Below are 26,217 nucleotides of genomic sequence, written 5' to 3'. Positions count from 1 at the left end.
TTGATAGCATTGCTATCATTGCAGGCAGCATAGCCGAGATGAGTGCAATCATATGGCCAGCATCACCATTCGCAACCTCGATGACGAGGTCAAGGATCTGCTGCGGAAAGTGGCGGCGGAGAACGACCGCTCGATGGAGGAGCAGGCACGGGTTATGATCCGCGCCGCGGTCGAAGGCCAGCTCGGTCCGGCCGGTCGCATCGACCAGATCGAACAGACGCTGCGCGAACTGGCGAGCGCACGCAGCGTGGCGGCGCCGGTCGCTGCCGCGGCGAGCAAGGTCCTGCCGCGCGGCGGCCTCTCCGGCAAGCGCATCCTGCTCATCATCGGCGGTGGTATCGCCGCCTACAAGGCGCTCGACCTGATCCGCCGGCTGCGCGAGCGAGGGGCCGCGGTGCGCGTGGTGATGACATCAGCGGCGCAGGAATTCATCACCACGCTGTCGGTCGGCGCGCTTTCGGCCGACCATGTCTTCACCGATTTGTTCGACCGCAAAGACGAGCACGATGTCGGCCATATCCGCCTGTCGCGCGAGGCCGACCTCTTGGTCGTGGTGCCTGCCACCGCCGATTTGATGGCGAAGCTCGCCAACGGCCATGCCAATGATCTGGCGTCCACCGTTCTTCTCGCCACCGACAAGCCTGTGTTAATGGCGCCGGCCATGAACCCAAAAATGTGGTCGCATCCGGCGACGCGCCGCAATCGCGCGACGCTGGGCAAGGACGGCATTGCCTTGATCGGACCGGCGAAGGGCGAGATGGCCGAGAGCAACGAGGCCGGCGAGGGCCGCATGGCCGAGCCGCTGGAGATCGTTGCCGCCATCGAGGCGTTGCTCGACACCAGGCCGAAGCCGCTTGCCGGCCGCAGGATCATCGTCACCTCCGGGCCGACGCATGAGCCGATCGATCCGGTGCGCTACATCGCCAACCGCTCGTCGGGCAAGCAGGGCCATGCGATTGCGGCGGCGCTGGCAAGGCTCGGCGCCGATGTGCGCCTGGTCTCCGGACCGGTCAATATCGCCGATCCGGCCGGGGTCACGACGGTGCATGTCGAGACCGCGGCCGAGATGAAGGAGGCGGTCGAGCAGCTTTTGCCGGCCGACGCTGGAGTGTTCGTTGCCGCGGTCGCCGATTGGCGCACCGCCAGTGCCGCCGGCGAGAAGATCAAGAAGGTGGCGGGTGAGGGACCGCCGGCCCTGCAGATGATCGAAAATCCTGACATCCTTGCCGGCGTCGGCCATCACAAACAGCGGCCGGGGCTTGTCGTCGGCTTCGCCGCCGAGACGCAGGACCTCGTCAGCAACGCCGAGGCCAAGCTCCGGAAGAAGGGCGCCGATTTCATCGTCGCCAACGACGTCTCGCATGAAAGCGGCGTCGGCCCTTCGGGAGTGATGGGTGGCGACCGCAACAAGGTGCGGATCGTCTCCAAAACCGGCGTCGAGGAATGGCCTGAGATGGATAAGGACGAGGTGGCGGCACGGCTCGCCGCCTTGATCGCCGAACGCCTCAAAACCGTTGTGGTCTGAGGTCCTCGATCAGCCGGCAGTCTTCTCCAGAGGCGTCTCCGGTACCGCAATCCTCAAGGCCGCCACGCATCCGACAATGCCGAGCGGCACGAAGGCGATGAACAGCCAGCTGGCGACACTGGCCGCCGCCTCACGGTTCAACCCTTCCGAAAAGCCACTGGCATTGGCGATGATACCGGCCACGGCAGCGCCCACCGCATAGCCGATGCGCTGCATGGTCGGCACCGCGGCCGACGCGATGGTCTGCTCGTCGTCCCGGGCCGAGGCGACGATGACGCGGGTCAGGAACGGCCAGGCGACACCGAAGCCGCCGCCTTGCAGCAGGGCGCACAGCAGGATCAACGGAATGGAACCCACCGGGATCGTATAGGCGAAGCCGGCAATGCCGCAGGCGATCATCAGCGCGCCGACGACGATGATCGGCCGTTCGCGTTCCTGCGGTGCGTTGGCGACGAGGATCGACAGGATAGACCAGGAGATCGACTCGGCGGCGATGATATAGCCTGTGGTCAGGATCGGTATGTCCTGCAGGCTGGTCAGGAGCAGCGGTCCGTAGACGCCAAAGGAGATGGTGGCCACCGAAAAGGCGGCGACCATGGTCATGCCGCTGCCGACCGGCGAGCGCCATGAGAACAGCTTGGCCGGGAACAGCCGCGATTGCGGCTTCAGCCCGTCGATGCGGAAGAACAGCGCGAGGCCGATCAGGCCGAAGCCAAGCAGCAGGGACGAGCGCAGCAGGGCAATGTCGACGCCTGCCATGGCGATCAGCACGACGCTGACGGCGAGGCAACCGAGCGCGACATAGGGGAAGGGCGGCGCCGTGCCGCCGGTTGCCTGCAGGCGGGTAGCCTCCGGCGTGTTGAGTACGATGAGGCTCGCGAGCGCGAGCGCGATCCCGCCCAGGGTGAAGATGCCGACGGCCCAGCGCCAGGACAAAAGCTCGGTCATGATAGCGCCGATCATCGGCCCGCTGAACGCGGCGATACCCCAGATCGCCGACAGGATGCCAAAAAGCTGCGGCCAGATGTTGCGTGGGAACAACCGCTCGACCGACACGAAGGCCAGCGACACGAGCGCGCCGCCGCCCAATCCTTCGATCAGCCGGCCGGCGAGAAACTGGGGCATGGATGGGGCGATGGCGCTGACCAGGGCGCCCGTCGCGTAGAGCAAGGCGGCGATCACCATGTTGGTGCGCAGCGGAACATAGCTGACGAGCCGGCCGGCGGCGGCTCCGGCGACGATGGCGCCAAGCTCGTAGATCGCCAGCGACCAGCCGACCAGCTGCACGCCGTCCAGTTCGCCGACCATGGCCGGCATCACCGTCGCCACCATCGTCTCGTTGGTGGCGTAGAGCAGGATGCCGAGGTTGATGAAGCAGAAACGCGCCAGATCGCCGCTCGCCCACAGCGCCTGCCAATCGACCCTGTTGCTGGTTTCACTGCTCACATCATTCTCCCGACTTGCCGGCCATTGAAAGGGTCGCAGCATGCGTCGAAAACGATGCGCCGCCCGTCGGGAAGCGCTTGTAGAACGTCAACCGCGGTTGAGCTCAAGCGGTTTTTGAGACGCTTGCGCAGCCAAGCTGCGGACGGTCAGTTCGCGGTACTGCGCAGCTGGAACTGGCTGACGCCGATGGCGATGTTGATGCCGGTCTGCGTCTGCAGACTGAGCGGCTGCAGCGTGAAGGCCTGCGAGGAGCCGCCGACGAGGAGATTGGCGCCGGCGCCGACCGTCGCTGTCACTTCGGCGCTGGCGCCGATGTAATCGCCGGCCAGCGCGCCGGGCGCATAGATGTTCTTCAGCGGCGTCAGCACCAGCCACTGCATCACGCTCTGCTTGGTGGTGCCGATGTCCAGCCCGTATTTGTTGACGGCGCCGAAATAGGCTTCCGGCGCGAAGGTCTTGTCGGCGGGGGTGAAGGTGCAGCTCAGATCCTTGCTCGAGCCGAAAATGAAGCCGGTGCCGCCGCCAATGGCGCATTCCAGTGTGCCGAGTTCGATGCCTTGGTCCCGGGCGTGAGCCTGTCCTGTAAGCGCGGCCGCGATCACGGCGACGGCGATGATGGTTTTGTGCAAGGCGATCCCCCAAAAGCATGCGGCGCGGAAACAGTATCCTGTTCCGCGCCGCGCGTAGAGGGATCAAATGCGCTTATTTGAACGAGTGGATCAGCTGGAGCGAGGCCACGGCTACCGTCAGATTGACGCCGGTCTGCGCCTGGACGCTGAGCGGCTCCAGCATGAAGGCGCCGTCCAGCCCGCCGACCAGGAGATTGGCGCCGCCGCCTGTCACGACGCTGGCCTCGGCATTGACGCCGTAATAGCTGCCGGCGAGGTCGCCCTCGTCATGGCTGCGGGTGGCTGCCAGAACCGCCCATGCCAACTGGCCCTGATGCGTCTGGCCGATATCGACGCCGAGCTTCGAGATCATCCCGGTGTACTGCTCGGACGGCCCGTGATTATAGGGACGGAAGGTGCAGGACACGCCCTTGTTTGACGTGATGACATAGCCGACGCCGCCGTCGATGGTGCAATCGAGCGTGCCGAGCCGGAGCGCGCCGGCGCTGACGGGAGAGGCGAGGACCGTGGTGGCCAGCGCTGAGGCACAAACAAGTATCTTGATCATCGGGAAGGTCCCTTTCGCAAACTTCGCAAGCCTCGATTAACGATCGAGGTGCGCGGAGCGTTCCGCCGAAAACTTGGCGCGAACATGGCAAGAGTTAATGTGCCGTTATCGGGGCGTTGGCGACGCGTGGCGAAACGCTGCCTTGAGCCCGTACGAGCTCAAGGTCGGACTGAACGGCTACGATCTTTTTGTTTTGACGCAATTCCGGACGGAAAACCGCTGCACACTTTTCCTGGAATTGCTCTAGCTAGCTGGCGGTGGCGCTTGAGGTGCGGGACAGACCGTCCTTGGCCGGCTGGTAGGTCGGATCGAGATGGACCGCCTCGCGGTAGGACTTGGCGGCTCTCACCTTGTCGCCGCGCCGCTCGTAGATCAGCGCCTGGTTGGCCCAGGCCTCGGCGTTCTTGCCGTCGAGCTTGATGGCCATGTTGAAGTCGGAGAAGGCGTTGTCCTCGTCGTTCATGGCGAGATAGGAAAGGCCGCGGCCGTTGTAGGGCTCGGCGGCGTCCGGGGCCAGCGAGATGGCGGTCGAAAAATCCTCGATGGCGAATTTGTGCTGGCCCTGGCTCTGATAGATCAGGCCGCGATTGTGATAGGCGCGCGCATCGGTCGTATCGAGCTGGATCGCCTTCTGGAAATCGTTGAAGGCTTCGGTGGTGCGGCCTGCCTTGCGATAGAGGTTGCCGCGGCCGATATAGGCGGCGTCATAGTTCGAATTGATCTGGATCGAACGGTTGTAGTCGGCGAGCGCGGCTTCCTGGTTGCCGAGGAAGCGCTGGATCAAGGCGCGGTTCGAATAGGCCTGGTAGAAATTCGGATTGAGCTGGACGGCGGTGTCGAAATCCTTCAGCGCCGCCTGATACTGGCCGCCACGGCCATAGGCCGAGCCGCGCACATTGTAGGCTTCCGGATCCTGGGGATTGCGCTGGATCACGGCCGAGAGCGAGGAGATGTTCTCGGTCGAGCCTTGCGCCTTGTCGATGTTGTTGAATTCGCCGGTCGGGGCCGTCTGGCAGCCGGCAAGCGCCAAGCCGGAAAGCAGGGCTGCCGTCAGGGCGAAGCCGCGCAATGCGGTTCTGCGCTCCACGGAAATTGCGTTCATGTCTGCTCTGTCCTCACTGCCCGCCGCGCCGTCAGGTCCGTTCCCTCTCCGAACCGGGTCGAAAATTGTCGCAAGTGCTAGAGCGAACTTTGTGCGTCAAGGTGGACGCACGTCACTCTAAATAAAAAGGTGGCGGCGATTCCGCATCGCGCCACCTTGGATATCCTTCGAAAAGGACGAAAAATTGGCGGTATCAGCGCGGCGGACGCGCTGCACCGGCAGCACCGGCCGCAACCGGGCGCGGCGTCATCGGCAGCAGGCCTTCGCGCTGGGCGCGCTTGCGGGCCAGCTTGCGGGCGCGGCGCACGGCCTCGGCCTTTTCACGGGCGCGCTTCTCGGAAGGCTTCTCGTAATGTCCGCGCATCTTCATTTCGCGGAAAATGCCTTCGCGCTGCATCTTTTTCTTCAGCGCGCGAAGCGCCTGATCAACATTGTTGTCGCGAACGAGTACCTGCACGGGCAATCCTGTCTTTCGGGTTTGATATCAACAGGCAAGCGGCCATAGCCACGAGCCTCCGCGGCGAGTTACACCACGAATTGTGGCGGCTGATAGCAGAATCAGGCCGCGCTGTCCACAGCCGAAATGAGGCTGAGCGGTCAAACCGCGGCCGGTCGCCGTCGGATTGGGTTTTCAACCTAGGCAGTGGCCAGATGGAGCTGCTCGAAACCGTCGAAGAACTCGCCGTAGTCGCAGGTTATCTCCTCACCGGCGGCTATGTCGCGGGTCGCGGTCGCGCCGCCATAGCGCGAGAAATCCGTGTTGGGCCTTTCGGCGTGGTTCATGAAACGGCCGTTGTCGACTTCATAGACCATGAAGCCCGGACGGTCGGGGCTTGGATAGGCATAGCGGTCGAGCAATTCCTTGAGGTGCGCGGGTGCCGCCTCGTATTTCTCTACCGGGATCAGCCGGTCGAAATCCGGATCGAGGCGCCAGATCGAGGCGCCCTTGCGGATCGGCTCGGCGGCGAACACGCCGACGCCTTCGATTGCGCTCTGGGCGACATAGGTTCTGATCAGCAGCATGGGTCCCTGCCTGTTTTCGACAGGGAAACGGAATCGCCAAATCGCGCCGAAAAAGCAAGACCGGGGACCTGCGTTGCGGCGACGAACATGCCTGTTCGCCGCGAAAACCCCTTCACGTCCGGTTGATCGAGACGCCGCCATCGGCAAGCAGCGCGGTTCCGGTGGTGAAGCTCGACGCGTCCGAGGCCAGATAGAGCGCCGAGCGGGCGATCTCCTCGGGCTGCGCCATTCGCTTCAGGGCATGCAGGCCCTCGACGAAAGCCAGCACCTCGGGGCCGGCATCCGGCGCGTTGGTGATGCTTGCAGGCGTGTCCGTGCCGCCCGGCATCAGCGCGTTGACCCGCACGCCCTTCGGGCCGTATTCGGCGGCGAGGACCTGCGTCAATCCGATCAGCCCGGCCTTGCTGGCGGCATAGCTCGTCATGCCGGGCATGCCGACTGTGTGGCCAACGAAGGTGCTGGTGAAAATCAGCGATCCGCCGCCACGTTCGACCATTGCCGGCACCTGATATTTCGCCCCAAGGAAAGCGCTGGTCAGATTGGTGTCGAGCGTCTCTCTCCATCCGTTGAGCGACAATTCCGAGATCGGACCCATCTTGCCGACCGAACCGACATTGTTGAAAGCGATATCGAGCCCGCCGAACCTGCCGACCGCCTGCTCGACAAGGGCCTTTGCATAGGCTTCTTCGGTGACGTCGCCGGCAAGGGCGATCGCCGTACCATCGGCGTCCTCGATTTCGGCGACGAGGTCGTCAAGTTCCGCCTGGCGGCGGGCAGCGACGATGATCTTGGCGCCTTCCTCGGCAAAGAGTTTGGCGGTGGCGCGGCCGATGCCGGAACTGGCGCCGGTGACGATGGCGACCTTGTTGGCGAGTGCGAACATTTTCTTGCATCCTTCTGCATGGCGGCGGTCTTGCCGGCAATTGGGATGCTTGATCGCAGGTCGAGGCGATGCGAGCCACCCGATACCCGCGAAGGCATCCAGATGGGTCTTTTTCCCCACGGCGCAAAACGGCAAGCGCCGTCGCAAACAGCGCAAGGGTGGCAGCGCTGTTTCGCTAGTGATACACCTCGCGCGCCGGAGCCTGAACGAATGCCCGGCCGCAATCTGCGAGACCTTTGGCGCGAGGCTGGAACGTGAAGAAATATTCGGTATTCGCCATCGCCCGCGAGGCCATGCGCGGCCATAAGGGCTGGGACGAGCAATGGTCTTCGCCTGAGCCGAAGAAGGAATACGACGTCATCATCGTCGGCGCCGGCGGCCATGGCCTGGCCACCGCCTATTATCTCGCCACGGTGCACGGCATCACCAATGTCGCGGTGCTGGAAAAGGGCTGGCTCGGCGGCGGCAACACCGGCCGCAACACCACCATCATCCGCTCCAACTACCTCTATGACGAAAGCGCCGGCATCTACGACCATGCGCTGAAGCTGTGGGATGGGCTCAGCCAGGAGCTCAACTACAACGTCATGTATTCGGCGCGCGGCGTCATGATGCTCGCGCACAATGTGCACGACATCCAGGTGCTGAAGCGCCATGTCCACGCCAACCGGTTGAACGGCATCGACAATGAATGGCTGACGCCCGAGCAGGCGAAGGAATTCTGCCCGCCGCTCAACATCTCCAAGCAGGCGCGCTATCCGGTTGTGGGCGCCGCCTTGCAGCGGCGCGGCGGCACGGCGCGCCACGATGCGGTGGCCTGGGGCTATGCGCGCGGCGCTTCGGCGCGCGGTGTCCACATCATCCAGAATTGCGAAGTCACCGGCGTCAAGCGCGCGGCGAACGGCGCCGTCACCGGCGTTGACACGACGCGCGGTTTCATCGGCGCCAAGAAGGTCGGCGTGGTGGCGGCGGGTCATTCCTCCGTCATCATGAACATGGCCGGCGTGCGCATGCCGCTGGAAAGCTATCCGCTGCAGGCGCTGGTCTCGGAGCCGGTCAAGCCGGTGGTGCCGTGCGTAATCATGTCGAACACGGTGCACGCCTATATCTCGCAGTCCGACAAGGGCGAGTTGGTGATCGGTGCCGGTACCGACCAGTATGTCTCCTATTCGCAGACCGGCGGTCTGCACATATTGCAGCACACGCTCGATGCCATCTGCGAGATGTTCCCGATCTTCACGCGCATGAAGATGCTGCGTTCGTGGGGCGGCATCGTCGACGTGACGCCGGACCGCTCGCCGATCTTGGCCAAGACGCCGGTGCCCGGCCTCTATGTCAATTGCGGCTGGGGTACGGGCGGCTTCAAGGCGACTCCGGGTTCGGGCCATGTCTTTGCCCACACGATCGCCAAGGACGACCCGCACCCGATCAACGCGCCCTTCACCATCGAGCGCTTCCGCACCGGCCGGCTGATCGACGAGGCGGCAGCGGCGGCGGTGGCGCACTGATGATGACCGAGATGGCTGTCGCGATGCCGCTGGTGCTCGCCGGCGAGCAGGGGATGTTTCATTTTCCCTCGGTCGAAGAGGTGCGCCTGCAGCCGATCAGCCGCACCGAAAACGAGACCGGATGGCCTTTTTCCGTCGATGCGGGCGTGCTGACCTGCGTCTGGAGCGGCGGCCAGAAAGTGGTCAGCTTCCTGGAGAACAGGCCGGCCGATCTTGAGGACCGTGAGACATTCCAGCCGCGCCACGTCATCGTGACGACCGATCCGGTGCTGCTCACTTTCGGCAACATGGCCGATCGCGAGCTGTTCCGCCCGGCGGCGAGCGTCGAGGAACGCATCCGGATGGTCGCGCCCTTCGCGACCCTGGGCCAGAAGCTTTGCGACCAACCGGCCGGCGCTCATGTCGGCCACGGCGAATTGTAGGAACCAAGCACAATGCTTCTCATCCGCTGCCCCTATTGCGAGGAAGAGCGCCCGGAACTCGAGTTCCGCAACGCAGGCGAGGCGCATATCGCGCGCTCGACCAACATGGCCGGCGAAAGCGACGACGATTTCGAGAAGTTCTTCTTCATCCGCTCGAATCCCAAGGGCATCATCTACGAGCGCTGGCGGCACATGAATGGCTGCGCGCGCTTCTTCAACGCCGTGCGCGACACCGTCACCGACAAGTTCATCATGACCTACAAGGCCGGCGAGCCGAAGCCGTCGAAGCTGCCTGGAGTTGCCAAATGAGCGGCGCGTTCCGCATTCCCGGCGCCGGGCGCCTCAAGCAGGCGAAGACGGCGCGCTTCAGCTTCGACGGCCAGGCCTACGCCGGCGTCGAGGGCGACACGCTGGCCTCAGCACTGCTTGCCAACGGCGTCCATCTCGTCGGCCGCTCGTTCAAATACCACCGTCCGCGTGGCTTCCTGTCCGCCGGCGCCGAAGAGCCCAATGCGTTGGTCCAGATCGCGCGCGACGAGGCGCGCAAGACGCCGAATGTGCGGGCAACCGTGCAGGAGCTCTATGATGGGCTCGCCGCGCAGTCGCAGAACCGCTGGCCGTCGCTCGCCTTCGACGTCGGCGCGGTCAACGACATCGCCTCGCCATTCTTTTCGGCCGGCTTCTACTACAAGACCTTCATGTGGCCGAAGGCCGCGTGGAAAAACCTCTACGAACCGAAGATCCGCGCCGCGGCCGGCCTCGGCGTGTCGCCGGACCAGCCTGATCCCGACCATTATTCGGCGCGCTTCGCGCATTGCGATGTGCTGGTGCTGGGCGGCGGTGCCGCCGGCATCGCCGCAGCCCTTGCGGCAGCCGAAACCGGCGCCAGCATCATGCTCGCCGACGAGCAGGCGGAGTTCGGCGGTAGCCTGCGTTTCGAGACTGGCGCCAGGATCGACGGCCAGGACGGTTTTGCCTGGGCTCAAGGTGCAATTGCCAGGCTGAAGGCCATGTCCAACGTCCGCGTGCTCTCGCGCACGACGGCGTTCGGCTACTACGCGCAGAATTTCGTCGGGCTGGTCGAGCGCGTCAGCGATCATCTGCAGAACCCGGGTCGCGAACTGGCCCGCGAGCGGCTGTGGCAGGTTCGCGCCAAGCGCGTCGTGCTGGCGACCGGCGCCATCGAGCGCCACATGGTGTTCGCCGATAACGACCGTCCCGGCATCATGCTGGCTTCCGCCGCGCGCACCTATCTCAACCATTACGGCGTTGCCGTCGGCAAGAATGTCGGCGTCTACACGGCCAATGACTCCGCCTATGCGGCGGCGATCGACCTGAAGAAGGCCGGTGTCAACGTAGCTGCCATCGTCGATTTGCGCGACAACCCGACCGGGCCGGTGATCGACGAGGCGAGGGCGCTCGGTATCGAGATCAATTTCGGCCGCGCGGTGGTCCGCGCCGGCGGCAAATTGCGGGTGACCTCGATGACCGTGCAGCCGAAGAATGGCGGCGGCGAGCGCACCATTCCGGTCGACGCGATCCTGATGTCGGCCGGCTGGACGCCGTCGGTGCATCTGTTTTCGCAGTCGCGCGGCAAGGTCGCCTTCAACGACGAGACCAAGCGCTTCGTGCCCGGCACCTATGCGCAGGATTGCGTCTCGGTCGGCGCCTGCAACGGCACCGACGGGCTGGCGGCGACGGTCGACGAGGCCTATGCGGCCGGCGCCAAGGCGGCGAAGGACGCAGGCGCCAAAGCCGCCAAAGGTACGAAGCCGAAAGTCGACGCCGGCGAGAGCTGGTCGCGCGGCATGCTGGGTGCGGCACCTGGCGCCGGGCCGGATACGACGGTGAAGGCTTTCGTCGATTTCCAGAACGACGTCACCGCCAAGGACATCCGCCAGGCGGTGCATGAAGGCATGCATTCGATCGAGCACGTCAAGCGCTTCACCACCAACGGCATGGCGACCGACCAGGGCAAGACCTCCAACATGCATGGTCTGGCGATTGCCGCCGAGACGCTGGGCAAGCCGATCCCTCAGGTCGGCCTCACCACATTCCGCGCGCCCTATACGCCGGTCACCTTTGGCTCGATCGTCGGACACGCGCGGGGTCCGCTCTTCGATCCGACCCGAAGAACCGCGATCCATCCCTGGGCCGAGACCCAAGGTGCCGTGTTCGAGGATGTCGGCCAGTGGAAGCGCGCGTGGTATTTCCCGAAGGGCGGCGAGGACATGCATGCCGCCGTCGATCGCGAATGCGTCGGCGTGCGCAAGACGGCCGGCCTGTTCGACGCCTCAACGCTGGGCAAGATCGAGGTGGTTGGGCCGGATGCAGCCAAGTTCATGGAACTGCTCTACACCAATCCGTGGGAGAAGCTGGAACCCGGCCGCTGCCGCTACGGCATAATGCTGCGCGAGGACGGCTTCATCTATGATGACGGCGTCGTCGGCAGGCTGGCGCCGGACCGTTTCCATGTGACGACGACGACCGGCGGCGCGCCGCGCGTCATGAACCTTATGGAGGATTACCTCCAGACCGAGTTCACGCATCTCAATGTCTGGCTGAGCTCGATCACCGAGCAATGGGCCGTCATCGCGGTGCAGGGACCGAAGTCGCGCGACATCATCGCGCCGCTGGTCGAGGGCATCGACATGTCGGACGAGGCGCTGCCGCATATGTCGGTACGCGAGGGCAAGATCTGCGGCGTGCCGACCAGGCTGTTCCGCATGTCGTTCACCGGTGAGCGCGGCTTCGAGGTCAACGTGCCGGCCGATTACGGCCAGGCGGTCTGGGAAACGCTGTGGGCCGAGGGCCAGAAGCATGGCGCCGTCGCCTACGGCACCGAGACCATGCACGTGCTGCGCGCCGAAAAGGGCTACATCATCGTCGGCCAGGACACCGACGGCACGGTGACGCCGAACGATGCCGGGCTCGACTGGGCGGTTGGCAAGAAGAAGACCGATTTCGTCGGCATTCGCGGTTTGGCGCGCCCGGACCTGGTCGCCAAGGGCCGCAAGCAACTTGTCGGCCTGAAGACCAAGGACCCGAAAGTGGTGCTGGAAGAAGGCGCGCAGATCGTCGCCGACCCGAAGCAGGCTATCCCGATGAAGATGATCGGCCACGTCACCTCGAGCTACTGGTCGGAGAATTGCGGCCGCTCGATCGCGCTGGCGCTGGTTGCCGGCGGCCGCGACCGCATGGGCGAGACGCTCTACGTGCCGATGCCGAACGGGGTGATCGAAGTGGAGGTCACCGGCATGGTGTTCTTCGACGAGAAAGGGGAGCGCCTCAATGGCTAAGGCTGCCGCGAAAACCAATGCATCCGCGATGTACTCGGCCGAGCGCCGTCCGGCGCTCGCCGGGCGCAGCGTATCGGCGACGGGCGTCAAGCTCGAGGTTATGCCGCCGGCCGAGCGCATCTCGCTGCGCGCGCCGGAGGCTTCCGTGGCAGCGCTTTCGAAGGCGCTCGGCGTGACCTTGCCGACAAAGCCGAAGACCTCGGCGTCCAAAGCCGGCCGCACGGCGCTGTGGCTCGGACCGGACGAATGGCTGATCATCGACGAGGCCGGGAAAGACCCGCTCGCCGATTGCGCCAAGGTCAGCGCGCTGCATTCGGCGGTCGGCATCTCGCACCGCAACGTCGCCTTTTCCGTCACCGGTCCGGCTGCCGCCGCGGCGATCAATGGCGGCTGCCCGCAGGATCTGTCGCTTGAAGTCTTTCCGGTGGGCGCTGCTTCGCGCACCATCCTGGGCAAGTCCGAGATCGTGCTGCTCCGCAGCGGACCAGACGCTTTCCGGGTCGAATGCTGGCGTTCGTTCTCGGACTATGTCTTTACTTTGCTATCGGAAGCAGCGAGCGACGCGGCAGCGTAGCGCGAGTCAGGAACGTTTGTCGCGCAGGCTCGTTCTGCTTCCGCAGGCCGAGGGAGAATGCCGATGCCGCCGAAATCCGCGCCGAAGTCGGCCAGGAAGACTGCTGCCGTCCGTTCGCTCGAACGCGAACGAGATCACGAGGTGAGCGCGGAAGAGGAACTCGAGGAAGGCCTCGAGGACACGTTCCCAGCCAGCGATCCGATATCGATCACCTCGACCTCCATCTCCGGCGCTCCCGCAAGACCCGGCAAGGCCAAGACTGTGGCCGGGCGAAAACAGCGCAAGAAGTAATTCGGCAGGGCAGCGCCCCGACATGAAAACGGGCGGTCAGATTCTCCTGCCGCCCTTTTCTTCATCCGCATATTTGAGCCGCCACGGCGTCGTCGACCTTGGGGGAGAGCGCCTCCGCAGCGGTATCAATCCTTTTGTTTGAGCATGATCTTATCCGAAAACCGGTTCCCACTTTTCGGGATCATGCTTTAGAACGTGCTGGGCACGATCCAGGGGTTGATCTCGATGCCGAGACGCGGGCCCTTGGCTGCGTCGGTCTTGGTCGCGCCGGTCTTTTCGACCGAGCCCGTCGTGCCGCAATCGAGCTTCACATTGGTCTTGGTATGGACGCAGGCCGTAGCCGGCGCTTGCTTGGTCGGCTGGGTGGAGCCGGCGAAGGCCGCACCTGAAAACGCCAGCACCGCTGCGAGGGTGAGGATTGTCTTTTTCATGGCTTGTCTCCGGTTCAATTTCTTCGTACACGTACGATACGGCGTACATATACGCTTCGGAGATCGGGACTTCAAGTTAGAAATCGTACACGTACGATCAAATTTTCCTAAAAGGCCAAAATGCCGCATGGCGCGGCAAAAGCCTGTTCCATCCGGATGAAATCGCGATGGGCTCTATCTCTCTGTTTAAGCTTGATCTTTTTTCCGAACCGAAGGTTAGCGCAGCAAATCCGGTTCTACTTCGGGATCATGCTCCAGACGCTGGCTGGATCAAACGATGTTGGAACGCAGGCCTATCAGCAGTTGACCGGAGTCTCGGTCAGCGGCGGCACATCCTGTGTCGACAGCGTGGCCAGAGTGAAATCGCACATCCGCTTCACGAAAGCCTGCGGGTCGCCGAAGGGGTAGAATGGAAAGGTGATCAGCAGCGAGATCGTGCCGTGGCCCACCGCCCACAGCATGGTGGCGATGGCACGCGGATCGCCCTTGAGCTTGCCGGCGGCGACGCAGGCCTCGACCCTGCTGATCAGCGCCCTCATCGCCGGGTTGCTCTCTTCCATATCCTCGTAGGACCTGCCTTCCGGCGGCTTGGTCTTTTCGGTCATGAAGACGGTGCGGTATTCGTTGGGATTGCCGAGGCCGAAGGCGGCGTATTCGGTCATGACCGCCTGCAATGCCTCGATTGGATCGTCGGACGGATGCTCCTCGATCCGGCGGGCAAGCGTCTCGAACGCATCCTCGGCCAACGCGAAGAGGATGTCCTGCTTGTCGGCGAAATAGGAATAGACCGACATCGGTGCATAGCCGACGCGCTTGGCCAGCTTGCGGATGGTCAGGCCTTCATAGCCTTCTTCCTGCACAAGCTTGTGCGCCGCCTCGACCAGTTCGGAGCGCAACTCGGCTTTCTGTCTTTCGCGGCGGTTCTGGACGCTAAGCGGCAATTCCTGCCTGCCTTTGTTGTTGGTTGCCTGACTAAATTATATACGCTGTACGAAAACCGACAAGGGCGGGTTTGGTTCCCTGGCGCTACGTCAGATCGCGCCAATGCCGCCATCGACGGCGAGCATATGGCCGGTCATGAACGAGTTGGTCGGGTCAGCGGCGAATAGGATGGCGGTGATGATCTCATCCACCTCGGCGACCCGTTTCATCGGCACGCCGCGCGTCAGCTCTGCCAGCGCCTCGGCCTCCGGCGCGCCGCTGCCGCGGACAAAACCGTCGACCATCGCCGTTCGCGTATGGGCCGGGCAGATGGCGTTGATGCGTATGCCCTTGGTGGCGTACTCGGCGGCCGCAGACCTGGTCAGCCCGACGACGCCATGCTTGGCGGCGGCATAGACCGACAGCTTTGGCGCGCCGCCAAGCCCGGCGACGGAGGCGATATTGACGATCGTGCCGCCCTTGCCGCTCTCTTTGAACTGTCGCTCCATGCACGGGATCTGGTGCTTCATCGCGAAGAAAACGCCCAAAAGGTCGATCTCGAGCACCCGGCGGGCTTCGTCGGATGCCACTTGCGGCAGGCGCACGAAGCTGTGGACGATGCCGGCATTGTTGACGGCCACATCCAGCCGGCCGAACCGTTCCGTTGCCAGCGTCACCAGGTCTTCCGACAGTTTTTCCTCGGCGATGTTGCCAGCAAGGATCGTCGTCTCCACTCCAAGCGTCTCGGCAAAGGCGGCCAATGCTTTTTCGTCCAGATCCGAGAGCACCAACCGCGCGCCTTCGGCGGCAAAGCCCTTTGCCGCGCCGCGGCCGAGGCCGCCGGCAGCGCCCGTGATCAGCACCGTCGCCCCGTCGAAACGACCCATCGCTCAGCTCTCCCAATTTTCAAGTATTCTTGTCGATCAATCCCACCGCCAGGCCGGCCAGCAGCTTGACCGCTTCGCCATAGGTTCTCGCCTTTTCCGGATTGGAGGCGTTGCCGTCCAGCGCGCGCCGGTAGACGCCCTGGCAGATTGCCGCCAACCGGAAAAAGGAAAAAGCAAGGAAGAAGCTCCAGTTGCCGATGCCGGCGAGCCCGCGCCGCCGGCAATAGGCGTCGACATAGGCCTCTTCGGACGGCAGGCCGAGCGTCGCGCGGTCGATGCCGCCGAGGCCGCGAAAGCCCGAGGCGAGCGCCAGCCGCCACTGCATGCACTGATAGGCGAGGTCGGCGAAGGGGTGGCCGAGCGTAGACAGCTCCCAGTCAAGCACCGCCAGAACCTTGGGCTCGCCGGCTGCGAAGATCATGTTGTCCAGCCGATAGTCGCCATGCACCAGCGAGACACGGCCGTCATCAGCCGGCATATGCGTCTCGAGCCAGGCAATCAGCCGGTCCATGTCGGCGACCGTGCCGGTTTCGGAGGCGCGATACTGGCTCGTCCAGCGGGCGAATTGGCGTTCGAAATAATTGCCGGGTTTGCCGAAGTCGCCGAGCCCGGCCGCTTCGACATCGACGCCGTGCAGTGCGGCAAGTGTCGCGTTCATGGCGTCGTAGATCGCCGCGCGCTCCTCGTTGCCAGAGGCTTCCGGCAAGGACGGATCCCAGAAGATGCGGCCGTCCAGGAACTCCATGACATAGAACATGCGGCCGATCGGGGAGTCCTCGCCGGACAGATGCAGCATGGCGGGCACCGGCACGGCTGTTCCGGCAAGCGCCCTCATCACCCGGAATTCGCGGTCGACCTGATGCGCGGATTTCAGCAATTGGCCGGGGGGCTTGGCGCGCAGCACATAGCGGCCGCTTGCCGCCGTCAAAAGATAAGTCGGGTTCGATTGTCCGGATTTGAACTTTTCGATCGCGCCCAACCCGGCGAAGCCCGGAATATGCGCTTCGAGATAAGGCGCAAGCGCTGCCTGATCGAGTGCAAGCGCCGACTTGTCGTGCGCGTTGGCGTCGCCGCTCATGCCGTCTCTGGCTGGCGCTCGATCAGCGTCAGGGTCAGCCAGCGCGCGGTCAGCGCCGGCTTCTTCGAGCCCTCGATCTCGATGGTCACGTCATGCGCTGTCTGCACCCAGCCCGACGGCCGGACCTTGACGTCGGCCAGCACGAAACGGGTGCGGATGCGCGCGCCGGTCTTCACCGGCGCCAGGAAGCGTAGCGAATCGAAACCGTGGTTGACGCCCATCTTGCTGTTTTCGAGCGGCGGCATGGTCTCGAAGGTCATCGCCGAAAGCAGCGACAGCGACAGGAAGCCGTGCGCGATGGTGCCGCCGAACGGCGTCTCGCGCTCGGCGCGCTCGGGGTCGCAATGGATGAACTGATGGTCGTCGGTGGCGTCGGCGAACAGGTCGATCATGCGCTGCGTAACGATGCGCCACGGTGACACGCCGACTTCCTTGCCGACGCTGGCCAGAAGCACATCGAGACTGATCGGTTCCACGCTGATGTCCTCCACTTCGCCCGCCAGCTTCTCCGGCCGACATGTCATTCCTTGAACAGTTTCAGCCCATGCTGCACCGACTGCCCGCCGTCGATCGGCAGGATGGCACCGGTAACATAGCTGCCGGCACGGCTGCACAAATAAAGGGTTGCGCCAGCAATGTCATCCGGGGTGCCGATACGACCGATCGGAACATGGTTGCCGACATGTTTCGCCTGTCCCTCGGTTCCAGTGGCGAAAGCGGTCATCCGGCTCTGGAACGGGCCTGGGGCAAAGGCATTGACGGTGATGCGGCGACCGGCGAGCTCGATCGCCAGCGTGCGCGTCAGATGGTGAACGGCGGCTTTTGAGGCGGTGTAGGAATAGGCGTCGTCGGCCAGCGGCTGGGTGCCCATCACCGAACCCAGATTGATCACCCTTGCCGGATCGTCGTCGCTGGCCGCGGCGTCGAGCAGCGGCAGCAGTTCGCGCGTCAGGTGGAAGACGGCGGTGACGTTGACGCCGAGCACCTTGGCCCAGGCCGAATAAGGAAAACTTTCCAGCGGCGCGCCCCAGGAGACGCCGGCATTGTTGACCAGGATGTGCAGTTTTTCCGCGCGCAACTTCACCTCGGCGACCAGAGCCGCAATGCCTGCTTCGCTGGAGACATCGCCGGCAAAGCCCTCCGCGCGGCCCGATGCGCCGAGACCGTTCAGTTCGGCGGCGACCTTGACGCAATCCTCGCCCTTGCGCGAGGCGATCATGACGCTGGCGCCGGCCTTGACCAGGGCGGTTGCCGCCATGCGGCCGATGCCGGTCGCGGCGCCGGTGACCAGCGCGGTCTTGCCGGCGACCGAAAACAGCTCATCCAGATAGCTCATCGCATTTCCTCCGCCTTGCCCCTGTCTCGCGGCCGGGCGAAAGGGCTCGCGTTGACAAGGCTACCCGAAGTACGGTCATCCTTGCCACGGGTAAAGGGCCTGGATGCGCGTTGGAGGGTCGGAGATCGATGGCGGACATGAATCTGGGCATGACCGAGCGGCTGAAGCCGATCCACGCGCGCGTCGCGGCGATGGTGCGCGATGAGATCATGCCGCTCGGCGAGGAATTTTTGGCCGAGATCGGCAAGGGGGGCGACCGCTGGGTCTACACTGACCGCCAGACCGAAATCCTCGAAAGGCTGAAGAAGACCGCAAAGGAGCGCGGCCTGTGGAATTTCTGGCTGACCGGTTCCGAGCGCGGCTACGGGCTTTCCACGGTCGAATATGCCTATCTCGCCGAAGAAATGGGCAAGGCGCATCTCGGCGCCGAGACCTTCAACTGCTCGGCGCCCGACACCGGCAATATGGAGGTGCTGGAGCGCTACGGCTCGGCCGAGCACAAGCAGCAGTGGCTGGAGCCGCTGCTCGACGGCAAGATCCGCTCGGCCTATCTGATGACCGAGCCGGATGTCGCGTCCTCGGACGCCACCAACATATCGATGCGCTGCGCGCGGCAGGGCGGCGACTATGTGCTGAACGGCGAGAAGTGGTGGGCATCGGGCGCCGGCGATCCGCGCTGCGCCATCTATATCGTCATGGTCAGGACCGGCGGCGATGACGAGCCGCAGCACCGCCGGCATTCAATGATCCTGGTGCCGTCGGAGGCGAAAGGCGTGACCAAGGTGCGGCCCATGCAGGTCTATGGCGACGATGATGCGCCGCACGGCCACATGCATCTCAGGTTCGACAACGTGCGCGTACCGGCATCGAATCTGATCCTCGGCGAGGGCAGGGGCTTTGAGATCGCACAGGGGCGGCTGGGGCCTGGCCGCATTCACCACTGCATGCGTGCCATCGGCCAGGCCGAGATGGCGCTGGAGATGCTGTGCCAGCGCTCGGTGCGGCGCGAGGCCTTCGGCCAGCCTCTGGCCAAGCTCGGCGCCAATTTCGACATCATCGCCGAATGCCGGATGGAGATCGAGATGGCCAGGCTACTCTGCCTCAAGGCGGCGTGGATGATCGACCAGGGCGATGCGCGCGCCGCCGCTCCCTGGATCAGCCAGATCAAGGTGGTAGCACCCCGTGTCGCGCTCAAGGTCACCGACGAGGCGGTGCAGATGTTCGGTGCGCAAGGCATCAGCCAGGACACGCCGCTGGCGCGCTCATGGACGCATCTCAGGACGCTGCGCCTGGCCGACGGGCCGGACGCCGTGCATCGCCGGCAGGTGGCGCGGACCGAATTGAAGAAGTACACGCAGGAAAAGGTCTGAGCAGCGGCTTGGCCAACCACCACTGAAATCCGCCGGCAAGCAAGGAGTTCCCGATGGCCATTCCGTCCGAGATGAAGGCGCTGCTGCTTGTCGGCGACGGCTACACCAGGACGCCTTCCGGCTTCGCGCTGGAAGCGATGGAGCCTTATCTCGAGCCTGGCGAGATCGCCGTGCCGGCGCCCGGATCGACGCAGGTGCTGATCAAGGTCAGCCTCGCCTCGATCAACCCGTCCGACGTCGCTTTCATCAAGGGCCAGTACGGCCAGCCGCGCGCCAAGGGCCAGCCGGCTGGCTTCGAAGGGGTCGGCATCGTCGTCGCCGGCGGTGACGAGCCCTATCCCAAGAGTCTGGTCGGCAAGCGCGTTGCCTTCGCCACTGGCGTCACCAACTGGGGCTCCTGGGCGGAATATGCCGTCGCCGAGGCGATCGTCTGCATTCCGCTGCTCGACACGGTGCGCGACGAGGATGGTGCGGCGATGATCGTCAACCCGCTCACCGCGCTCGCCATGTTCGATATCGTCAAGCAGGAAGGCGAAAAGGCCTTCATCATGACCGCCGGCGCCTCCCAGCTCTGCAAGCTGATCGCAGGGCTTGCCAAGGAGGAGGGATACAGACCGATCGTCACCGTGCGCCGCAACGAACAGATCCCGCTGTTGAAAGAGATCGGCGCGGCCCATGTCCTCAACGAGAATGCGGCGGATTTCAAGGCTGCGCTGCGCGAGGTGATCAAGGCCGAGCAGCCGCGCATCTTCCTCGATGCGGTGACCGGGCCACTAGCCTCGACCATCTTCGACGCCATGCCGAAGCGTTCGCGCTGGATCATCTACGGGCGGCTAGATGGCGAGGCGACGGTCATTCGCGAGCCCGGCCAGTTGATCTTCCAGCACAAGCATATCGAAGGCTTCTGGCTGAGCGAATGGATGCGCCAGTTCCGCGACAAGCGCGGCCCGGCGATCCTGGAGGCACAGAAGCGCTTTTCCGACGGGCGCTGGTCGACGGATGTGACGGCGGTGGTGCCATTGGCCGAGGCGATGGCGAAGATTCCGGCGGAGCTGGCCAAGCCGAACGGGAAGGTGTTTATTCGGCCCTAAATCAGAACAGCTCGGGTTAGGTGCATGCGGGTAAAGTGGTTTGTAGGAATCGTCCTGGTGTCGATGACAAGTGCCGTTATCGCCGAGGCTGCAGACAAGTTCCCGCCGGCTTGGCGCAAGTCGATGACCAACGATCCGAGTACAAATTATTTCCTCAAGAAATATTCAACCCCTCTGGATGATCCCGCCGGGACCGCAGTCAGAAGCATAATGCTGGCGCGGGTTATCGGCGCCTCATGTCAGTCGTCCAGGCTCAAGAAAGCCAAGGTCAAAGCCTATCGCGACAGGATAATTGGCCCGCTTACGCCTGAGCAACTCAAGGCAGCCGCATTCGCAGGTGGCAGTGCGCTGCGCAGTTTCGCCTACGAGGATCTCGCTCACCTGTGTGCCGGTATCGACTATATGTTCGGACCTAAAGGAGTGTTGATCGCGGGTGCCGTTTCAACTGGCAAGGGTGAACCGAGCTATCCCTACGATCAGAGGAATCCATATATTCTGCTGCCGGATTTCACAGGCCAGTAACCCCGCACAATCTCAGCAAACAGAGATGACTACTCCGCCGGCTCGACATTGGTGTAGGCGGCTTCTTCCAACTCGCGCTTCAGCCGCGCTTCCTCGTGCGTCTTCGGCGTCACGAAGCGACCGAGCAGGAGATAGGCGACCGGGGTCAGGAACAGGGTCGAGACGGTGGCGAGGCCGAGCCCGCCGACGATCACCCAGCCGAGCGCGATGCGCGCCTCCGCACCGGCGCCGACGGCCAGCACCAGCGGCACGCCGCCGAGCACGGTGCAGATCATCGTCATCATCACCGGCCGCAGGCGGATGATCGAGGCCTGCTCGATTGCCTCGCGCACACCGAAGCCGCGGTCGCGCAGCTGGTTTGCGAACTCGACGATCAGGATGCCGTTCTTGGCCATGACACCGACCAGCAGCACCAGGCCGATCTGGCTGTAGGCGTTGAGGCTGGTGCCTGAGAGCAGAAGCGCGAAGATGGCGCAGGCAAGGCCAAGCGGCACCGTCGCCATGATGATGATGGCGCTGACGAAGCTTTCGAACTGGGCGGCCAGCACCAGCAGGATGATGACCAGCGCGAAGCCGAAGATGGTGATCATGGCGTTGTTGGTTTCGCCCAGCGTCGCGGCTTCCGCCAGCGGCAGGATGCGGCTGCCCGGCGGCAGCAGCGGCGTAGCGATCTGCTCGGCGCGGCTCAGCGCGTCGCCGAGCGCGAAATTGCCGCCGAGGTTCGAGGTGATCGCCACCGACGGCTGCTGCTGCTCGCGCGTCAGCGACGGCGGCACGGCGCGTTCGGTCAGCGTGGCGATGGTCGACATCGGCACGAAGCGGCCGTCTGCCGTCTTCAGGAAGATGTTCTCCAGATCGGTCGGGTCGTTGATCGGATTGGTCGTCGAGACCAGCTTCACGCCATAGCTGCGGTCGGCAATGTAGACGTCGACGACATCATTGCCGTCGAGCATTGCCTGCATGGTGTTGGCAAGCCCGGTGATGTCGATGCCGAGATCGGAGGCGCGCTCGCGGTCGATGGCGACCGCAAGCTGCGGCTGCGTCGGGTCGACGGAGAGCCGTGGCGACTGGAAGCCCGGGTCCTTGCGCATTTCGTCGATGACCTTGACCGCCGCCTCGCCGAGCGCCTTGCGGTCATTGCCGACCAGCGCGAACTGCAGGCCGTTGCCGGCGCCGCGGATGCCCAGGCTGTTGGGCTGCACCGGGAAGACGCGCACGCTCGGCACCTGCCGGGTCAGCTGGCTGATCTCGGCCATGATCTCTCGCTGGCTGCGCGTGCGCTCGTTCCACGGCGCCAGCGTCATCACCATGAAGCCGTTGTTGTAGGCACCGTTCTGGCCGGCATTCTCGAAGGTGCTGCGGATCTCGCCGGAATCGCGCAGCGGCTGGATCAGTTTCTCGATCTTCTGCATCTGCTGCGTCGTGTAATCGAGGCTGACGCCTTGCGGCGCGCTGATACGCAACAGCACGACGGCGCGGTCCTCGCTCGGTGTCAGCTCCTGGCGGATGGTGCCGAACAGGCTGAAGGCGGTGCCGGCAAACAACAGCGCCACCAGGACGACGATCCACGGCGCGCCGAGGCAGGCATGCAGGCAGCGCCGGTAGGTCGTGTTCAGCGCGCCTCCGATGCGGGCGCCGATGCCGTTGCCGCCCTCATGGTGGAGCGCTGCGCTGGACAGCATGCGCGAGGCGAGCATCGGGCAGAGTGTCAGCGCCACCACGCAGGACAAGAGCACCGACATGGCGAGCACGAAGCCGAATTCGCGGAACAGGCCGCCGGTCTGGCCGGGCAGGAAGGAGATCGGCACGAAGACGGCGACCAGCGTCAGCGTGGTGGCGATGACGGCGAAGAACACCTCCTGCGCGCCGAGCACGGCGGCGGCGCGCGGGCCCATGCCTTCATTGCGCCGGCGCACGATGTTTTCGAGCACGACGATGGCGTCGTCGACGACAAGGCCGGTGGCCAGCACCAGAGCGAGCAAGGTCAGGATGTTGACCGAGAAGCCGGCGAGATAGATCGCGGCGATGGTGCCGATCATGGCGACCGGCATCGACAGACCCGGAATGAGCGTCGCGCGCCAGTCGAGCAGGAAGGCGTAGATGACGATCAACACGATCGAGACCGACAGGGCCAGCGCGATCTCGACCTCATGCACGGCGCCGTTGACGAAGACGGCGTCGTCGCTGGTAACCTTGATCGCCATGCCCTGAGGCAGGTTCTCCTGCAGCTTGGCGACCGCGGCCCTGACGCCGGTCGAGATGTCCAGCGTGTTCGATTCCGCCTGGCGGATGATGCCGAGGCCGATGCCGGTCTTGCCGTCCGAACGCAAGGTGGTCTGGCCGATGTCGGGGCCGAGCGTGACGGTGGCGACGTCGCGGATGCGCGTCTTGCCGCCGATGATGATGTTCTCGAACTCGTCGGGCGTGGTCACGTCCGCCGTCGTGCGCACGATCAGGTCCTGGTTGGTGGTGGTGATCGAGCCGGCCGGCGAATCGAAGGCGACCGAGGCCAATGCTGTTCTAAGATCGGCGACGGTGAAGCCGTGGCTGGCCAGCTTGTTCTGGTCGACGTCGATGCGGAAGATCTTGTCGCGGTCGCCGGAAACCTGGACATCGGCGACGCCCGGCACCGCGGCAAGCTCGTCCTCGATCTGGTCCTGGACGATCACCGTCATGTCCTGCACCGACATGGTGTCGGAGGTGACGGCCAGCCGCATCACCGGTTCGGAATTGGCGTCGGCCTTGACGATGCGCGGCGGATCGGCGGTGTCCGGCATCTGGTTGGCGACACGGCCGACGGCGTCGCGTACGTCGGAGGCGGCGACATTGAGGTCGACGCCGTCGTTGAACTCGATGGTGACGCGGCTCGAGCCGAAGGAGGAGGTCGACGAGATCGACTTGACGCCGGAGACGCGGGCGACCGCGCCTTCGATCGTATCGGTCAGTTCGCGGTCGACGGTTTCGGCGGCCGCACCCTCGAAGACCGTGCTGACGGTGATGACAGGGCGGTCGACATCCGGCAGTTCGCGGATCTCGACGCCGTAGAAGGCGGCAAGGCCGGCGACAGCGATCAGCGTGTTCAGCACCAGGGCCATGACAGGCCTGCGGATGAACAGCGCAGTGGAGCCGGTTTCGCTGGCGGCGTTGGCGGTGCCGGTCATGAGCCGTCAGCGTCGGCGGCGCGCTGCTCCTCGCCGGCGATGCGGACCTCGCCGCCTTCGCTGACGCTCTGGGTGCCCTCGGTCACCACCATGTCGCCGCTGACGATCGGGGCATCGATCAGCACCGTCTCGGTGTTGCGCTGGATGATGCGTACGGCGACGCGTTTCGTCTTGCCGTCCTGCACTGCCCAGACATAGGCGCCATCAGAGCCCCACTGGATCGCCAGCGGGCTGACGGCCGGATAGGAGTCGCCGGGAAACTTCATGCTGATCTGGAACGACATGCCGGCACGCAACGAATCCGCCGGATTGGCGATCGTTGCCTTGACCAGCAGCGTGCGGCTGTTCTCGTCGATGTGGTTGTCGATGGCCGAAATCGTTCCGGTATAGGCCTGTGCCGGGTTGGCGATCGGCGTCGCCGACAGTTGTGCGCCGACCTTGACGGCGGCGGCGAAGCGCTCCGGCACGAGGAAGTCGACCAGTATCGAGGAGCGGTCGTCCAGCGTGGCGATGGCCGACTCGTTGGTCACATAGTTGCCGGCGGCGATCGGCAGGATGCCGACGGTGCCGGCGATCGGCGCGGCGATCGAGCGGCGCTGCAGGGCGAGTTCGGCATCGCGAAGTACCAGTTTGGCGACCGCCAGCACCACTTCGGCATCGGCGACGGCGACCGGTGTCGCGGCGTTGGAAGCCTGCAGCGATTTCACCCGGTCGAGCTTGTTCTGCGAGTCCTGTAAAACGAGCTTGGCACGATCCTGCGCGATCACCTCGGTCTCGGAATCGAGGGTAGCGATGATTTGCCCCTTTTCGACACGGGTGCCGGATTCGACCAGAAATCCGGTGAGGCGACCGGAACTGTAGGGATTGACCGCCACCGAAGCGTTGGCGCGGCCGGTGCCGATCGCCTGCAGACGGTCGTTGATGGTGGCTGTGCCAGCCGGCAACGCGATGACGGTGGCGCGCTGGCCGGCGCCGTTGCCACCGGTTGCCTGCCTTGTCGTGTCGACCGCACCTGTCGTCACATTGGGCGCCGCGGCATAAGCCCAGTCGATACCCCAGCGCGCCAGCACCTCCGGCGCGCCCGGAAAGAAGCGAACCCAGGCGGCAGCCGCGGCCACCAGGACCACAAGCGCAAAAACGATCTGTTTCCAGGCGGCCATCGGCACTCCGGTTGGCAAACGTCTACCGGTTTCCCCAAGCATAAAACGCAGCAACGCACCCGGTTTGTGCGAAGCGACGAAAATATCATGGCTTTATGGCAATTCTGCCGCTGCCATGCACATTAAATCTGCGTAACGTTTGGCGGGCTCGCGACAGAAATTCTGGACTGTCAACGCAGGCTTTCCAGCTCGCGGATGCGCTTGGCGCCGTCGGTCTCGAGCTGTCTCGTCACCGCGCCGATCAGCGTTTCGGCGACGACGAAAAGCGCCGCCGAGGAATCCCAGGCCGAGGGCACGGCGGTGCGGCCGGCAATGACATGGCGCGCAAAGCGGGCGATCGGCGACAGCCACTGGTCGGTGAACAGCACGATGTGCACGCCGCGCTGATGCGCCGTTTCGGCGAAGCGCACCAGGCTGTCCTGGTAGCGCCGGATGTCGAAGATCACCAGCACGTCGCGCTTGCCCATGTCGATCAGCCGGTCGCGCCAGATGCCTTCCTGGCCGGCGAGGTGGTAGACGTCGGGCTGGACGATGGCGAGGTGGGCGGCCATGTATCGCGCCAGCGGATCGGTGAAGCGGCCGCCGATCAGGAAGGTCTTGCCGCGGCGATGAGCAAGTGTCGCGGCAATGTCGGCAAGCTGCCTTTCGGACAGATGCCTGAATGTCTCGCGCATATTGTCGAGGGTCGCCTCCAGCATCGGCGACACCGCGCCGCCCGATGAGGCCGGGTTGAGCGTCCGCGTTGCCGGCGACTGCAATTGCGCCGCCAGTTCGTCCTGCAGTGCCGACTGGAATTCGGGATAGTTCTGAAAACCCAGCCGCGCGACGAAACGCAGGATCGTCGGCGAGGACACGCCTGCCGCTGTAGAGAACTCGGCGACCGTCTTCAGGCCGATCAGCGGATAGTTGGCGATCAGCGTTTGTGCGGCGCGCCGCTCGCTTGCCGGCATCGCGCCGATGCGGTCCGAGATCAGTTCGGCAATGCTGGAAATCATGTTTTCCCCCGCTCAC

At 64.4% G+C, this 26,217-nt stretch carries 26 protein-coding genes; 10 read left to right on the top strand and 16 right to left on the bottom strand.

Features of this window, described 5'->3' with window-relative positions; translation table 11 throughout:
* Positions 1–52 precede the first annotated feature (52 nt).
* A complete protein-coding gene (gene coaBC, locus ACFX5Q_RS06905) occupies positions 53–1,525 on the top strand; it encodes a bifunctional phosphopantothenoylcysteine decarboxylase/phosphopantothenate--cysteine ligase CoaBC (protein ID WP_404276404.1) in 1,473 nt (490 codons plus the stop codon).
* A 9-nt stretch (positions 1,526–1,534) separates the two neighbouring features.
* Here the strand turns inward: coaBC and ACFX5Q_RS06900 are convergent, their stop codons facing one another.
* The 7 genes from ACFX5Q_RS06900 to ACFX5Q_RS06870 all read right to left on the bottom strand — a co-directional run bounded on the left by ACFX5Q_RS06900 (position 1,535) and on the right by ACFX5Q_RS06870 (position 7,155).
* Entirely contained in the window at positions 1,535–2,971 is a 1,437-nt protein-coding gene (locus tag ACFX5Q_RS06900; RefSeq protein WP_404276403.1) for an MFS transporter, read from the bottom strand.
* A gap of 146 nt (positions 2,972–3,117) precedes the next feature.
* On the bottom strand, positions 3,118–3,600 hold the full coding sequence (locus ACFX5Q_RS06895; RefSeq protein WP_404276402.1) for a DUF992 domain-containing protein: 483 nt from the start codon (positions 3,598–3,600) through the stop codon (positions 3,118–3,120).
* Between the two features lie 73 nt (positions 3,601–3,673).
* Positions 3,674–4,147, bottom strand: coding sequence for a DUF992 domain-containing protein (locus ACFX5Q_RS06890; protein WP_404276400.1), 474 nt, complete (start codon positions 4,145–4,147; stop codon positions 3,674–3,676).
* A gap of 247 nt (positions 4,148–4,394) precedes the next feature.
* Entirely contained in the window at positions 4,395–5,249 is an 855-nt protein-coding gene (locus ACFX5Q_RS06885; protein ID WP_404276398.1) for a tetratricopeptide repeat protein, read from the bottom strand.
* A gap of 193 nt (positions 5,250–5,442) precedes the next feature.
* A complete protein-coding gene (gene rpsU / locus ACFX5Q_RS06880; protein WP_008874389.1) occupies positions 5,443–5,706 on the bottom strand; it encodes a 30S ribosomal protein S21 in 264 nt (87 codons plus the stop codon).
* 179 nt (positions 5,707–5,885) lie between these two features.
* Positions 5,886–6,272, bottom strand: coding sequence for an SET domain-containing protein (locus ACFX5Q_RS06875; RefSeq protein ID WP_404276396.1), 387 nt, complete (start codon positions 6,270–6,272; stop codon positions 5,886–5,888).
* A 112-nt stretch (positions 6,273–6,384) separates the two neighbouring features.
* On the bottom strand, positions 6,385–7,155 hold the full coding sequence (locus ACFX5Q_RS06870; RefSeq protein ID WP_404276394.1) for an SDR family oxidoreductase: 771 nt from the start codon (positions 7,153–7,155) through the stop codon (positions 6,385–6,387).
* Between the two features lie 254 nt (positions 7,156–7,409).
* Here ACFX5Q_RS06870 and ACFX5Q_RS06865 point away from each other — a divergent pair, with 254 nt between their 5' ends.
* From ACFX5Q_RS06865 to ACFX5Q_RS06840, 6 genes are all read left to right on the top strand, one after another.
* On the top strand, positions 7,410–8,663 hold the full coding sequence (locus ACFX5Q_RS06865; protein ID WP_404276392.1) for a sarcosine oxidase subunit beta: 1,254 nt from the start codon (positions 7,410–7,412) through the stop codon (positions 8,661–8,663).
* Complete coding sequence (locus ACFX5Q_RS06860) at positions 8,663–9,085, top strand: hypothetical protein (RefSeq protein ID WP_404276390.1); 423 nt, start codon at positions 8,663–8,665, stop codon at positions 9,083–9,085. The genes ACFX5Q_RS06865 and ACFX5Q_RS06860 overlap by 1 nt, the downstream gene beginning before the upstream one ends.
* A 12-nt stretch (positions 9,086–9,097) precedes the next feature.
* Positions 9,098–9,394 carry a sarcosine oxidase subunit delta gene (locus ACFX5Q_RS06855; RefSeq protein ID WP_404276388.1) on the top strand — a complete coding sequence of 99 codons (297 nt, stop codon included), beginning with the start codon at positions 9,098–9,100 and terminating at the stop codon, positions 9,392–9,394.
* On the top strand, positions 9,391–12,384 hold the full coding sequence (locus ACFX5Q_RS06850; protein WP_404276386.1) for a sarcosine oxidase subunit alpha: 2,994 nt from the start codon (positions 9,391–9,393) through the stop codon (positions 12,382–12,384). Before ACFX5Q_RS06855 ends, ACFX5Q_RS06850 begins: the two co-directional genes overlap by 4 nt.
* A complete protein-coding gene (locus ACFX5Q_RS06845; RefSeq protein WP_404276384.1) occupies positions 12,377–12,958 on the top strand; it encodes a sarcosine oxidase subunit gamma in 582 nt (193 codons plus the stop codon). The genes ACFX5Q_RS06850 and ACFX5Q_RS06845 overlap by 8 nt, the downstream gene beginning before the upstream one ends.
* A gap of 63 nt (positions 12,959–13,021) precedes the next feature.
* On the top strand, positions 13,022–13,249 hold the full coding sequence (locus ACFX5Q_RS06840) for a hypothetical protein (RefSeq protein WP_404276382.1): 228 nt from the start codon (positions 13,022–13,024) through the stop codon (positions 13,247–13,249).
* A 188-nt stretch (positions 13,250–13,437) separates the two neighbouring features.
* Here the strand turns inward: ACFX5Q_RS06840 and ACFX5Q_RS06835 are convergent, their stop codons facing one another.
* The 6 genes from ACFX5Q_RS06835 to ACFX5Q_RS06810 form a co-directional block, all read right to left on the bottom strand.
* Complete coding sequence (locus ACFX5Q_RS06835) at positions 13,438–13,680, bottom strand: DUF680 domain-containing protein (RefSeq protein WP_404276380.1); 243 nt, start codon at positions 13,678–13,680, stop codon at positions 13,438–13,440.
* Positions 13,681–13,976: 296 nt separating this feature from the next.
* Positions 13,977–14,621: a TetR/AcrR family transcriptional regulator gene (locus ACFX5Q_RS06830; protein WP_404276379.1), complete on the bottom strand. Its 645-nt coding sequence runs from the start codon at positions 14,619–14,621 to the stop codon at positions 13,977–13,979.
* A 90-nt stretch (positions 14,622–14,711) separates the two neighbouring features.
* A complete protein-coding gene (locus ACFX5Q_RS06825) occupies positions 14,712–15,488 on the bottom strand; it encodes an SDR family NAD(P)-dependent oxidoreductase (RefSeq protein ID WP_404276378.1) in 777 nt (258 codons plus the stop codon).
* Positions 15,489–15,507: 19 nt separating this feature from the next.
* The gene (locus ACFX5Q_RS06820; protein ID WP_404276377.1) at positions 15,508–16,566 is read right to left on the bottom strand and encodes a phosphotransferase family protein; all 1,059 of its coding nucleotides are present in this window, start codon (positions 16,564–16,566) and stop codon (positions 15,508–15,510) included.
* Positions 16,563–17,090 carry a MaoC family dehydratase gene (locus ACFX5Q_RS06815; RefSeq protein WP_404276375.1) on the bottom strand — a complete coding sequence of 176 codons (528 nt, stop codon included), beginning with the start codon at positions 17,088–17,090 and terminating at the stop codon, positions 16,563–16,565. Before ACFX5Q_RS06815 ends, ACFX5Q_RS06820 begins: the two co-directional genes overlap by 4 nt.
* Complete coding sequence (locus ACFX5Q_RS06810) at positions 17,087–17,902, bottom strand: SDR family oxidoreductase (RefSeq protein ID WP_404276374.1); 816 nt, start codon at positions 17,900–17,902, stop codon at positions 17,087–17,089. The genes ACFX5Q_RS06815 and ACFX5Q_RS06810 overlap by 4 nt, the downstream gene beginning before the upstream one ends.
* A 128-nt stretch (positions 17,903–18,030) precedes the next feature.
* On the opposite strand from ACFX5Q_RS06810, the gene ACFX5Q_RS06805 reads away from it, so the two are divergent.
* Genes ACFX5Q_RS06805 through ACFX5Q_RS06795 form a run of 3 tightly spaced genes read left to right on the top strand, consistent with a single transcriptional unit; the run spans position 18,031 to position 20,885 of the window.
* Positions 18,031–19,272 carry an acyl-CoA dehydrogenase family protein gene (locus ACFX5Q_RS06805; protein ID WP_404276372.1) on the top strand — a complete coding sequence of 414 codons (1,242 nt, stop codon included), beginning with the start codon at positions 18,031–18,033 and terminating at the stop codon, positions 19,270–19,272.
* A 53-nt stretch (positions 19,273–19,325) separates the two neighbouring features.
* Positions 19,326–20,363: a zinc-binding dehydrogenase gene (locus ACFX5Q_RS06800; RefSeq protein ID WP_404276370.1), complete on the top strand. Its 1,038-nt coding sequence runs from the start codon at positions 19,326–19,328 to the stop codon at positions 20,361–20,363.
* Between the two features lie 57 nt (positions 20,364–20,420).
* A complete protein-coding gene (locus ACFX5Q_RS06795) occupies positions 20,421–20,885 on the top strand; it encodes a hypothetical protein (protein WP_404276368.1) in 465 nt (154 codons plus the stop codon).
* Positions 20,886–20,914: 29 nt separating this feature from the next.
* On the opposite strand, the gene ACFX5Q_RS06790 is transcribed toward ACFX5Q_RS06795, so the two are convergent.
* From ACFX5Q_RS06790 to ACFX5Q_RS06780, 3 genes are all read right to left on the bottom strand, one after another.
* Positions 20,915–24,046 (bottom strand): efflux RND transporter permease subunit, encoded by a 3,132-nt coding sequence (locus ACFX5Q_RS06790; RefSeq protein ID WP_404276366.1) that lies wholly within the window; start codon positions 24,044–24,046, stop codon positions 20,915–20,917.
* Positions 24,043–25,206: an efflux RND transporter periplasmic adaptor subunit gene (locus ACFX5Q_RS06785; RefSeq protein WP_404276364.1), complete on the bottom strand. Its 1,164-nt coding sequence runs from the start codon at positions 25,204–25,206 to the stop codon at positions 24,043–24,045. Before ACFX5Q_RS06785 ends, ACFX5Q_RS06790 begins: the two co-directional genes overlap by 4 nt.
* A 170-nt stretch (positions 25,207–25,376) precedes the next feature.
* Positions 25,377–26,201, bottom strand: coding sequence for a MurR/RpiR family transcriptional regulator (locus ACFX5Q_RS06780; RefSeq protein ID WP_404276362.1), 825 nt, complete (start codon positions 26,199–26,201; stop codon positions 25,377–25,379).
* Positions 26,202–26,217 lie beyond the last annotated feature (16 nt).

This window comes from Mesorhizobium sp. IMUNJ 23033 (genome assembly GCF_044778005.1).
In the GTDB taxonomy this organism is placed as follows: domain Bacteria; phylum Pseudomonadota; class Alphaproteobacteria; order Rhizobiales; family Rhizobiaceae; genus Mesorhizobium; species Mesorhizobium amorphae_A.
The sequence above is the reverse complement of the archived record's forward strand: the minus strand, read 5'-3'. Positions and strand labels throughout refer to the sequence as shown.